This window comes from Vibrio sp. B1-2 (assembly GCF_963888445.1).
Lineage (GTDB): Bacteria > Pseudomonadota > Gammaproteobacteria > Enterobacterales > Vibrionaceae > Vibrio > Vibrio anguillarum.
Map to the genome: position 1 here is coordinate 22,135 of NZ_CAWPJH010000001.1, position 12,859 is coordinate 34,993.

General features: G+C 46.2%; 10 protein-coding genes. All 10 read left to right on the plus strand.

The annotated features are described in order from the left end of the window. Positions 1-565 precede the first annotated feature (565 nt). Positions 566-2,263 carry an RluA family pseudouridine synthase gene (locus AACQ75_RS00085; RefSeq protein WP_170889186.1) on the plus strand — a complete coding sequence of 566 codons (1,698 nt, stop codon included), beginning with the start codon at positions 566-568 and terminating at the stop codon, positions 2,261-2,263. Positions 2,264-2,356: 93 nt separating this feature from the next. Further along, positions 2,357-3,802 carry an ATP-binding protein gene (locus tag AACQ75_RS00090; RefSeq protein ID WP_170889187.1) on the plus strand — a complete coding sequence of 482 codons (1,446 nt, stop codon included), beginning with the start codon at positions 2,357-2,359 and terminating at the stop codon, positions 3,800-3,802. Then, the gene (locus AACQ75_RS00095; RefSeq protein WP_013868288.1) at positions 3,799-4,452 is read left to right on the plus strand and encodes a response regulator transcription factor; all 654 of its coding nucleotides are present in this window, start codon (positions 3,799-3,801) and stop codon (positions 4,450-4,452) included. Before AACQ75_RS00090 ends, AACQ75_RS00095 begins: the two co-directional genes overlap by 4 nt. Continuing rightward, on the plus strand, positions 4,445-5,272 hold the full coding sequence (locus AACQ75_RS00100) for a DUF2861 family protein (RefSeq protein ID WP_170889188.1): 828 nt from the start codon (positions 4,445-4,447) through the stop codon (positions 5,270-5,272). The genes AACQ75_RS00095 and AACQ75_RS00100 overlap by 8 nt, the downstream gene beginning before the upstream one ends. Positions 5,273-5,347: 75 nt before the next feature. Further along, positions 5,348-7,645 (plus strand): glycoside hydrolase, encoded by a 2,298-nt coding sequence (locus AACQ75_RS00105; RefSeq protein ID WP_170889189.1) that lies wholly within the window; start codon positions 5,348-5,350, stop codon positions 7,643-7,645. 173 nt (positions 7,646-7,818) lie between these two features. After that, positions 7,819-8,415: a TetR/AcrR family transcriptional regulator gene (locus tag AACQ75_RS00110; protein ID WP_170889190.1), complete on the plus strand. Its 597-nt coding sequence runs from the start codon at positions 7,819-7,821 to the stop codon at positions 8,413-8,415. A gap of 84 nt (positions 8,416-8,499) precedes the next feature. Beyond that, a complete protein-coding gene (locus AACQ75_RS00115; protein ID WP_170889191.1) occupies positions 8,500-9,525 on the plus strand; it encodes an NADP-dependent oxidoreductase in 1,026 nt (341 codons plus the stop codon). A gap of 13 nt (positions 9,526-9,538) precedes the next feature. Then, positions 9,539-10,153, plus strand: coding sequence for a glutathione S-transferase family protein (locus AACQ75_RS00120; RefSeq protein ID WP_017043593.1), 615 nt, complete (start codon positions 9,539-9,541; stop codon positions 10,151-10,153). A 145-nt stretch (positions 10,154-10,298) separates the two neighbouring features. After that, complete coding sequence (locus AACQ75_RS00125; protein ID WP_170889192.1) at positions 10,299-11,852, plus strand: YjjI family glycine radical enzyme; 1,554 nt, start codon at positions 10,299-10,301, stop codon at positions 11,850-11,852. Between the two features lie 4 nt (positions 11,853-11,856). Then, complete coding sequence (locus AACQ75_RS00130; RefSeq protein ID WP_094128665.1) at positions 11,857-12,738, plus strand: YjjW family glycine radical enzyme activase; 882 nt, start codon at positions 11,857-11,859, stop codon at positions 12,736-12,738. Positions 12,739-12,859 lie beyond the last annotated feature (121 nt).

Consider the following 12,859-nt stretch of genomic DNA (forward strand, 5'->3'; position numbering starts at 1 on the left):
CCATATTACCCACTACAATACTCTGACTCATTATATTTCCTTAACTGACTAACCATTTATCCATAAACACGTAAGCAAAAATCATTCCCTTCAATTACGCTTACTTAAGAATAAAGCCCCACAGCCCGAGCGGGCAAAAAATTGCCCAACCGAGCAATAAATTGCCCGAGCGGGCATAATGTTGCCTATATGATAATCAATACTCAGCCTTTACCCATCAAAATTAAAAACAATACACTCATTAAATTAAATAGAATCAGGAACCAATCACTACAAATAGAATTAATGACAAAAAACTAACATAAAGCTGACATTGTTTTGCATGGAAATAAAATGAATTAATCCTCCAATCATTCTATATGTTTTAAATAAACGCATAGCATCAGGTTAAATCGACACTGTTAACTTATTTCTTTGGGATTCACTAAGCTATATTAATGATATTAATAAGCTAGTTACATTAATTAATCGTATCATCATCGCCGTTCAACCAGAAACTGGCATTTCTAGGTCAAATCAGTACAATTCTGCGTTCTCCACCACCATCCACTGCGAGCCAGAGAAAATGCCAACACCAGCGCCCTGTTTTACTGCCTTTAAAAAACCTATTGAAGGCTACTCTCTGCCTGAGCGCTTTACTTTCCCATTTTGTTACGAGCCGCATCCGCTAAGCGAATTAGCGGCAAGCCAGCTGCAACAACACCTGCTGAACCAGCAGAATTGGCAACATAATTTTGGGCTCGATAATCACGGCGTGCTAAACCAGCATCCGGAAGCTATCGGGAAAATGTTTGGCGTTTTAGTGGTGCGTAAACAAAGTGGAGAGCTAGGGTACCTGTCTGCATTCTCGGGGAAGTTAGCTGAGCAAAACCTGCTGCCGCATTTTGTGCCGCCTATATTTGACATGCTCACTAACGATGGTTTTTTCTTGGAAGGCAGCGTGCCGATCAATCAAATTAATCAGCAAGTTGAACAATTGGAGTGCGATCCACAGCGTGCGCTACTTCAGCAGCAATGGACCACCGCCCATCAGCAGGCGCAAGATGAATTAGAAGCGCATCGCCAACTGATGATTCAAGGTCGTGAACAGCGTAAACAGCAACGCATCCTTGCCGAACAATCAAATGATGCCCAACAATTGCGTGAAACCTTAGATTGTCTCGCCAAACAAAGTGTGGCTGAAAAAACGTTCCTCAAGCAATTAAAACGAAAATGGGACGTCAACCTCAACGAACTACAAGCGCAAATAGACGCATTTCAAGAACAGATTGATGCATTAAAAGAGCAGCGTAAAAATCTCTCTAATGCGTTGCAGCAACGACTTTTTTCTCACTATCGATTTCTCAATCAATACGGCACTGAAAAATCTCTGGAGGAGATTTTCCGTCTTACGGCTAACCCTGTTCCACCAGCAGGATCTGGAGAATGCGCCGCACCAAAATTGCTGCACTACGCGTTTCAACATCAGATGACACCGATTTCACTTGCCGAATTCTGGTGGGGAGCGTCACCAAAATCTGAAATTCGTCAACACAAGAAATTCTATCCTGCTTGTCAAAACAAGTGCCAACCGATTTTGGCTCACATGCTTGATGGGCTGAAGCTCGATGATAACCCGCTATTGCATAACCCAGCGCAAGGCAAAGAGATCGACATCATCTATCAGGATGAAGCCATTATTGTCGTCAACAAACCTGCCGAGTTTCTATCCGTTCCCGGAGTCAACATTCAGGACTCGGTTTATACTCGTCTGCAACAAATGTTTAGCTCAGATGAAGGGCTTTTTGTGATCCACCGCCTCGATATGTCTACTTCAGGTTTATTGGTGTTTGCTCTCACCCGCCGAGCCAATAAAAGCCTGCAGAAGCAATTTATTACTCGCGGCGTTGAAAAACGCTATCTTGCCTTACTCGCTGGTGAATTACAGCAATCGCATGGTGACATTCGCTTACCGCTGCGGGGCGATTTAGATGACAGGCCGCGTCAATTGGTCTGTTTTGAACATGGCAAACCCGCTGACACTCACTGGCAATTAATTGAATGCCGGGATGGATTCAGTAAAGTCTACCTCTATCCCAAAACAGGACGAACCCACCAATTGCGCGTGCATTGCGCTCATGTGGAAGGACTCAACCTGCCCATCGTTGGCGACGATCTTTATGGCACGAAAGGAGCGCGTTTACATCTACATGCTGAGTCACTGAGCTTTGATCATCCTTATACCAAGCAAAGGATGACATTCACGGTGGATGCCGAGTTTTGATCGACATTCCGCTTTAGTGACATTGAGGTGACAAATCCTGACTTAGCACAGCTATAATTTCGCGAATGCGAACCTTTTTCTAAGTGCTTAACGTTGAGAACACGGCTGCTGTACCTTTTGATCACACTCACCGCAGTGCTAGGGCAATCAAACCTAGCACACGGGCAAGAGCAAACGCTGCAAGATCGTTGGCAGCATTTTCTACGCCAAGCCGAATCGCTATCGGCTGCGCGAGCCTTGCCATTGCAAAGCATTAACTCATACCCTATCGATCTTCTGCTCAGCGCCAGCGCCTATCCTGATTTTTCCCGTTATTCATGGCAAACCATAACTGAGCTCAAAGCGATAGCCTCACAGTGCGCACTGTCGCCCGGTTTATCAAAAACCTTGGCATCACGCCCTGAATTGCAAAAAGCAGCGTCGTTTGAACTCGCTTTATGCCAAGGCGATGAATTGCCCATCCGTTGGTTTAAGACTGCTCCGTTTCTGCATCCTGCAGGCGGGAGCTACGCAGAGCGATACTTAGCTTTTTCTACTCATAACATAACGGCCGAGCAAAGCGCCGAGCTACAGCCCTACACGACTCTCTCTGACCCTCATCATCCGCTGTACACCTTTTTTACCGATTTAGAAACGGCAGGGCGAGATGCCTTGGTCAGCGGTTATCGCGCTTATATTGACCGTCAACAACGGCTATGGATCAGTGGCGATTTCGGTATTCGCGTACTAAGCGCATTGCAATGGAAAAAAGTCGCGCTCGATCAGCAATTGGTATTGTCGGCCATCACAGCGGCTACTCAAAGTTGCCAATTACGCTACAGTAATCTGTGTGTCTCTAGCCAAGAAAAACCCAATATCTCACTGTGGTTATCGGTCATATTACTGCTGTTACTCGCAGCAACGCTGAGTAGGACGCTCTGGTTACGCCGCCAACAAGCCAAAGAAAAACGCTTTATTTTACAGTTGCTGACGCATGAACTACGCACCCCTATCACAAGTCTTGGCTTGACCGTTGAGCAGTTTCGCCAGCAATTTGATACTCTGCCAGAGCTGGCCCAAGATACATTCGGCCGCTTACTGGCCGATCACCAACGTTTAGCTCAGCTTGCTCAGACCAGTAAAGGATTTTTGAGTAGCGACCCAAATGAGCCGTTTCAATGTCAAACCGCTTATCTCTCAGATTGGTTAGATCATTGCGTAGCGAAACACGAACTCAGCTATGAACTGACACAAGATATCGAGCTCACACTGCCGTATTACTGGCTTGGGATCTGTTTGGATAACTTGATCCGTAATGCCAAGCAACATGGTCAAGGGACAATCTCAATAACGGCCAGCGTGACGGACACTCAACTGAGGCTTTGCGTTAGCGATGAAGGCGAGTTTCCCTCTCATCTAAAACGGCTATTTTCCCGTTCTCGCACGGCTTCCAATATGGGGATTGGGCTCCGTCTTGTGAGCCATTTGATGCTTAAAATGGGCGGCAAACTGACGTGTAAAGCCCACCCCACTCGCTGCCAATTGGAATTACCATTATGAACACACTGTTATTGGTCGAAGATGATCCCCTACTCGGGCAAGGTTTGCATGATTACTTGCTACAGCAAGGTTTTGATTGTTTGTGGGTACAGCAGCTCTCACAAGTCAAAAAAGCATGGTTTCGCGCCGATTTGGTGATTTTAGATAGGCAACTGGCTCAAGGAGACAGCTTGGATCATCTGCCTCAATGGCTAATGGCCAAAGCCGTGCCAGTGATCATCCTAACGGCCAAAATCGAGGTTGAGCAAAAAATAGCAGGTCTGATGGCGGGGGCGAAAGACTACGTCACCAAGCCATTTTCGCAACAAGAATTACTGGCGCGAATTCAAGCGCAACTGCGACCATTAGGAGAAAGCTTGCTTTCCTACGCTGACATTGCCATTGATCTCTCAAAGCGCAGCGTTACCTTAGGTGAGCAGTTGATGACGCTAAAACCGAAACAGTTTCAGCTATTACTGCTGCTGGTTCAAAACCAAGGACGTGTTTTTCACCGTGATGAACTACTCAATAAAGTGTGGGGCTACCAAGCCTTTCCCTCAACTCGAACCGTCGATAACCATGTTTTACAGCTAAGGCAGCAGTTACCCTCACTCAATATCGAAACCGTTCGTGGCGTTGGGTATCGTTTAGTCGAGGTGTCCAATGCGTAACCTTTGGCTGTTTGTACTGTTCGTCGTTAGTCCAAGCCACGCCGTGAGTGATGATTGGTTTATGGCCACACCACTGCAATCAACCTATCGCGCTTTAGTGAACCATCAGCCACAGCTTGCCTGGCAAGAGTTGATCCTCGCACTCAATAACCAAACCATTGCCACGCAACACTGGGCAAGCGTCAAGCATGCCATTATTGAACAAACCCAATGTGGCCAACAGCTCTTAAGCGATGTGGTACCAAATGCGGCGCTGATCAAAGTCTCGATACAAAAAAAAACCAACGTGATGCAGCAAGGTTACCAGTTCAAATTATCAATGGAAGGAGCAGAGCTGCCTAGTCAGGTTGAACTTCTTGGCCCTGACAATAGCTTGCTCATCTCACAGAGCCAAGTAACGTCATCAGCCCCTTATATAGAATTAGAAAGCCCAGAACTGCTCTTTGCTCCGCAAGATGGCGTTTATCGACTGACACTCGACAAACAGCACTATTGGTTAGTTCTTACCATACCTTTTGGCTCCACATGGTTGCAATCCGCCTCTCCCAACGGTGGCTACCCACTAACGCTTGAGTCCCCCACAGTATTGACAAACTGCCCCCCAACAAGCCTTGCTTGGCAATGGTTTGACGACCAATTTCAGTTAATCAAGCAGCAAGATATGGTAGCTATGAGTAATACTCAGCAATTATTGGACAAACCAAGCTCATCCCCCAGCTCGGCTAAATGGCTCAGTACTCTGATCAAAACTATCGAGTATCAAGGAGCAATCAAAGTGGAATATGTACAACGTTTGACTCTGCCAAATCAGGCTCAATGAAGACATCAGGGTGACAATTGATTTGTCGATTTCTTATGTAATCAACACACCGAGACACACTGGAAATGACAAACCATGTATAAACCACTTTGTTCTTTATTGATCACTTGTACGCCACTTTTGGCGTTGGCTAGCCAATCACAACCGGCGTCAATTACACTGCATAATCAAAACCAAACCGTGCAAATAGAGCCACAAAATTTTGCTATTGATTGGCAGCAAAATGCCCAGCTAACCATTAACCAAGGCCAGCTAACCGTTAACGGTCAGCCACAGCAAGTCAGCCAACTGCAACAAGATAATCAACATCACGCCTCTTGGCTGCTTGTCCCTAGCCAGTTAAAGGTAGAGGCTAATTTACAACAAACATTGAAGCTGTCGATTACCGCGAGCGCCGAGAGTAAGATCTCTCGTGCTAAACCGTTAACCGTGCAGTGGTTTGAACTGCCTGAGCAGCAAAGCAAAACGCTCATTCTTCCTTTTAGTGAAGGAATGCGGATTCCAACTGATAACCCACAGTGGGTGAACTACCTCATAGCGGAACGCTCTGCCAGCAATACCACCCAAGATCTCAAAATGCCATTTTGGAGTGTAGAAGCTGGCAATGAGCAGTATGTGAGCTACCAACTCAATACCGCCACCAACAACAAACTCAATTTTAGCGCCAAGCAAAACAAGCTGGACATGCAAGCCACGCACGCTTTCACTGTGCTCAATAAAGATGAGCCTTTTGAGGTGGAAATCTCCCTTGGCAACTCACCACTAGATGGTGCCAAACGCTACCGTCAGTGGCGAAAAGAGAATGGGTTATCACAAACGCTCGAACAAAAAGCGCAGCAAAACCCAGCCATAAAACAGCTTATCGGCGCAAGCCATGTCTATCTGTTTGGTAGAGACTTACTCTCTGAGCAAGATGTTAACGACTTCTGGGCATTGAGAGCTTGGTATTTTGAGCAGCCGCAGTGGACAGCATCAAACGAAGCACTCAAAGAACTCAAACCGCTCATCAAGGGCAAAGATTTCTTAAGCCGCTATCATAAACGTTTGCTGATTGAAGAGGTGAATAATGGGCTGAACTCTTGGATCAAAGAGTCGCCCTCAAATAACGAGGCTGGGATCGCCAGCCAGTATCAAGCCGCTCAGGCACGAAAAGCATGGCTCGCAGAGCAGAAACTACCGTTTCTACGTGATGCCAGCACTTGGGGACAGGGGCTATCGACATCCATGATTGACACACTCAGCTCAGCTGGTTTGCAGCACCTCTGGCTAGGTTTGGATAATTGGATGCCCGCTTTTTACCAGCCACAAGTGGTTGACCAAGCAAAACAAGCTGGCTACTTAGTTGGGGTGTACGACTCCTACAACACCGCCATTGCAAAAGGCATCAACGATGGTTGGCTTACCGCGCAGCTACCGGATTCGATGCGTGAGCAATGTGCGATAGAAAACGCCGACGGTAAGCAACAGAAAGGATTTCGTGGCAACGGCTTTTACCTTAACCCTGCCTGCCAATTAGGATTTGCGCAGCAACGCATTGAGGCGACTTTAAAATATGGCCGCTTTAACAGCCTGTTTCTTGATGTGGATGGGACCGGAATGGCCCGTGAAGATTACTCATACCAAGAGGGCCAAGGAATGAAAGAAAGCGCGATGCTGGAGGCATTTAATCAACGCATGCGCTGGATAGCCAATGAACAGAATGTGGTTCTCGGCTCTGAAGATGGTAACAGCCTGACGACACAAGGGCTCGCCTTTGCTCATGGTTTAGAAACGGTAGGATTTGGCTGGACAGATCCGGATATGAAAACTAACCGTCAATCACCTTATTTTCTTGGGGCATGGTTTCCAGACAATAAGCCCGATTTTTTCTTCAAACCCGCGCAAGTCAAAGAGCCGTACAAAACACTGTTATTTGCACCGCAATACCGTATTCCTCTCTATCAAACCGTGTTCCATGATGAGGTGATCAACAGTCACCACTGGCACAACGACAGCGTGAAGTTTTCCAACGTGCAAGCGGAGCGAGATTTAATCGCCATGCTGTATAACACCCCAGCGATGATTCACCTTAGCCGTGATGAAGCGACGCCTAACAGCGCACGAGTTAACGCATTACGCCGTTATCAGCAAGGGTTTGCACCAATCCATGAAGTCGTGTGGAACCAACCTTTAGTCGATTTTAAATGGCTTGATGAACAAGGGATGGTACAACAAACAACCTTTGGTGATGGCAGTAAAATTACCGCCAATTTCTCTACGCAACCATATAAAAAAGAGGATAAGGAAATAGTTCCAGCCTTGAGTATTCAAGCTGAGCTCAGCAATGGGCAAAACCTCATTTGGCCATCGGATACGCTAAAGACAGAAAAATAGTCTCATCTCTCACTCATTAAAAGATAAATAACTCATTAAAAGATAAATAATAGTGCGACACTTCAAGGAGGAAGTGTCCATTTCTATCATTCAGCAACCATAGCCAGTAGCACAAATACAATATGAACAAACAAAACTAGACGACTGGTCTAATTTGAATTATAGTGCCGTCCATGAATACAAAAACCCATGATACTCGCCAACACATCCTTGAGGTCGGTTACCAACTTGTCGTAACCAAAGGCTTCACCAATGTAGGCTTGTCTGAATTATTAAAAACCGCTGATGTGCCCAAAGGCTCTTTCTATCACTACTTTAAGTCAAAAGAGCAATTTGGCGAGGCACTGATTACGGACTATTTTCAGCACTATTTAGTACGGATTAATGCCCTTTTTAACCAAGAAGAAGGCAACGCCTATCAACACTTGATGCATTATTGGCAATGTTGGTATGAGCAGAGCAATGGCTTATGTAACGCACAGCGCTGCTTGGTGGTGAAATTAAGCGCTGAAGTTTCAGACTTGTCTGATGCGATGCGTATTGCTTTACTTAAAGGTGCAGATAGCATTATTGAGGCGGTCGGAAAATGTATCCAGCAAGGGATCGACGACGGCTCCATTCACGTACAACACAGCCAGCAAACCGCAGAATTGCTTTATAACCTTTGGCTCGGCGCAAGTTTGCTCAGTAAACTGCGTCAAGATAACCAAGGGCTTGCACAAGCGCTTACGAGCACCGAACACATTTTGCAAGGCCAGTGCCCTAGTTAAGATTTACCCCGCTATTTCGATAGCGGTTTTTTTGAAACTCAAACTAGACGACTGGTCTAATTTAAAATAATAAAGGACTCTCCAATGACTAAACAAACTAACCGCCGCATTGTACTCGCTTCACGCCCTGTCGGTGCACCAACGCCTGCTAACTTTCGCTTAGAACATGCGCCTAAACCAACACCTGCCGCTGGTGAAGTGCTGCTGCGTAGTGTTTATCTTTCACTTGACCCCTACATGCGCGGCCGCATGAGTGACGCTAAATCGTACGCCGATCCTGTCGCGATTGATGATGTCATGGTAGGCGGGACCGTGTGTCAAGTGGAAGTATCAAACCACCCAAAATTTGAGCAAGGTGAGTGGGTACTCGCTTATACCGGATGGCAGGATTACGCTATTTCTAACGGCGAAGGTTTACTTAAACTCGGTAAAAATCCAACCTCATACGCACTAGGCATCATGGGAATGCCCGGCTTTACCGCTTATATGGGTTTGCTAGACATTGGCCAGCCGAAGCAAGGTGAAACTGTGGTAGTCGCCGCAGCTACTGGCCCAGTAGGGGCAACGGTTGGTCAAATTGCTAAAATCAAAGGCTGCCAAGTGGTGGGCATTGCTGGCGGTGAGGAAAAATGTCGTTACGCTAAAGAAGTATTAGGTTTTGATGAATGTATTGATCACAAAGCTGACGATTTTGCAGAGCAATTGGCTAAAACATGTTCTCAAGGGATTGACGTTTACTACGAAAATGTCGGTGGCAAAGTATTTGATGCGGTTTTACCTCTGCTTAACACAGCAGCGCGAGTTCCGCTGTGTGGTTTGATTTCTCAATACAATGCAACGTCGCTGCCTGAAGGACCTGATCGCCTCTCTATGCTGATGGGCACCTTGCTTACCAAACGAATCCGCATGCAAGGTTTCATTATTTTTGATGACTACGGCCATCGCTATAACGAATTTGCTACTGATATGACTCAATGGCTAAGCGAAGGGAAAGTGAAATACCGCGAGCAACTGATTGACGGTTTAGAAAACGCACCACAAGCCTTTATTGGTCTATTGGAAGGCAAAAACTTTGGCAAACTGGTTATCCAAATCAACCAACCACTTTAATAAGGACCGCATAATGATCAAACTTCACCATCTAAATAAATCACGCTCTAAGCGCATTATCTGGTTACTTGAAGAGCTCGGGGTTGAGTATCAAGTGGTTCCATATCAACGTGATAGCGTGACCTTTCTGGCACCGCCGGAGCTAAAAAGCGTGCATCCGTTAGGTAAGTCACCTGTGATTGAAGACAATGGTTTGGTGATTACTGAATCTGGCGCCATTACCGATTACTTGATAGAAAAATACGGCCAACACTTTGCGCCTCAGCGTGGCAGCGTGGAATATGTGCAGTACCAGCAATGGCTCCACTTTGCGGAAAGCTCTGCCATATTGCCGCTGCTATTAAAAATGTTTGTTGCCAAAGATGGCTGCCAAACCAATTTCCTTGGTGGCTATGCAGAAAGCGAAACGGCCAAAGTGATGAGTTATTTTGACCAGTGTTTAGCGGGTAAACGCTACTTAGTGGCCGACCAACTCACTGGCGCTGATTTCATGATGTCATTCATTGCTGAAATATTGCTGACCAACGGAGCGATTACTCACTTCCCGAATATTGAACGTTACTTAGAGCAGCTCGCCACTCACCCTGCTTATCTAAAATCGAACCAAATCGAAGCGCAATACGCCTAACCTTAGGTTCCTGATGACGCCACTTCGACGATAACGAAGTGGCGTTTTTATTTCCATTATGGAAATGACTACTTGATGTATTATCAATAGTGAAAAGTAACCAAGCACATTAGGATTAAACCACAATAATATAAGGGTTTAATTCATGAGCCATTCACTCGATACACAGCAACGCTTCCAAGCCATCGTCACTGACGCACACCTCTCGCCCAAACAAAAGTCACACTTCCTTGCGCTAGAGGCCGAAGCAAGCTTGCCCTATCTGAAACTCTCTCCTGAGTTGGCTCGTGCAATGGAACAGGGCATTATCTGCGATATGTTTGAAGGCCATGCCCCTTTTAAACCACGTTACGTGTTGCCTGACTACGCAAAATTTTTAGCACAAGGCAGTGAGTATTTAGAGCTTTCGCCTGCCAGTAATTTTGATGAAGCACTCAATATGCTGACCATTTTGTACCATCACGTGCCTTCAGTGACCTCTATTCCTGTCTATTTGGGGCAATTGGATAGCGTGTTATTGCCCTATGTGGGCGAACTAAGCGAAGCGTCGATTTATCAAAAATTGAAGCTGTTTTGGATCATGCTTGATCGCACTCTTCCCGATGCTTTCATGCACGCCAACATCGGCCCGAGCGACAATATTATTTGTCGTACTATTTTACGTGTCGATGCTGAACTGAAACAGATCGCTCCCAACCTTACCTTCATGTATGACCCTTCTATCACTCCTGACGATTTACTGCGACAAGCGACCGATAATATCTGTCAATGCAGTAAACCGCACATCGCCAACTATCCGATTCATGCCACCGCCTATGGCGAGCAAGGTTTTGGTATCGTCAGTTGCTACAACTCACTTCCTTTAGCGGGAGGCTGCAATACTTTAGTCAGAATGAATTTAAAAGAGGCCGCGAAAAAAGCCAGTGACCGCCAAACATTTTTAGATCAGATTCTACCCACTTACAGCCAATATATGATTGAGCTGATGGATGTTCGAGCTGCTCATCTGCACCAACAATCTCATTTTTTTGAAGGTTTTCTGACTCAAGAAGGGTTGATTGAAGAATCTCGTTTCGCACCGATGTTTGGCATTTATGGCATGGCTGAAGCCGTTAATCTATTACTGGAAAAGGAGCAGAGTAACGCTCGTTATGGCCATGATGATATCGCCAACCAATTAGGCATCGCCATTTCAGCCAAGCTGGCCGACATTGTACAAAACTCACCAGTCAAATATGGCTTCAACGGCCGTGCTTTGCTGCACGCGCAAGGTGGTATTAGCCTTGATCTTGATGTCACTCCGGGCGTGCGCATCCCTTATGGTACCGAACCCAACCCGATTGAATATGTACAAGCAACGGCTGGACATCATCAATATTACACCTCTGGTATCAGCGATATTTTAACTCTGGATGAAACCATAAAGGCCAACCCAGAGGCGATGTTCAACCTATGTAAAGGAGCCTTCCACTCTGGCTATCGCGAATTTACGGCCAACGTGGCTTCGAACGATTTAGTTCGCATTACGGGTTACATGGTGAAATTGTCTGAAATAGCGCAATTTGAGCAGCGCGGATCACGCACCAACACCACATTTCTTGGGGCAGAAGCGGCCAAAAACACGGCCGTGCTCAAGCGAAAAGCACGCGTGGTTAGCCATGAAATGCAACCGGCTTATCAACCAAACTCTGTCAGCTAAACTAATGGTGAGTGGAAAACAGCCGCTCCGAGCAAAAGTCAGCCGAGTGCTGACTTTCTCCTGCGTTGATGGTCCGGGTAACCGACTGGTCATTTTTATGCAAGGTTGCAACTTCAATTGCTTGTCTTGCCATAACCCACATACGATTCGTCACTGTCACCATTGCGGTGATTGTGTGCCAACCTGCCCATCGCAAGCACTGCGCCTCAATGCTGACCAGCAAGTCGAATGGCTAGCAGATAAATGCACTCACTGCGATCGCTGCATTGAGCACTGCATACACCAATCAAACCCAAAAATTCATCACTACAGCGTTGAACAACTCGTGGAACTTATCCGCCGAAATCATTATTTCTTAGCCGGTATTACCATTTCAGGAGGGGAAGCAACCCTACAACTTCCGTTTATCATCGCTCTTTTCAAAGCCATCAAACGCGATGAAGAATTGAAACATCTCAGCTGTTTTATTGATAGTAATGGCTCACTATCAGAATCGGGATGGGACAAAATCTCGTCCTATTTGGATGGCGCAATGATCGATTTAAAAGCTTGGCAAGAGGAAACGCATCGGTGGCTAACCGGACGCAGTAACCATAGAGTGATACGCACTATTTTCCACCTCGCTACACTGAATAAACTGCACGAAGTGCGACTGCTGCATATACCGGACAAAAGTGATTTAGAGACTGAAATTACCGAAGTGGCGCATCTGATTAACCAGTTGCCTGCGAACGTCAACATTCGGCTCAACGCCTTCCAACATCACGGTGTGGTCGGCAAGGCCTTAACTTGGCAGCCATGCAGTGAAGGTGAAATGCTACAGTTTCATCGGAAACTAGCCGCTCAAGTACAGCGAACTGTTTACCTGCCGACACGCTACGCCTAGCGTCGAAAACCACCATATCCATAGGCTACCTATATTAGATTAATAACCCGTACCATTTTGCCTAATGCATAACGCTCACCTATGCTTATCCAAACAGGCACTAACCGTTTAGCAAAAGGCC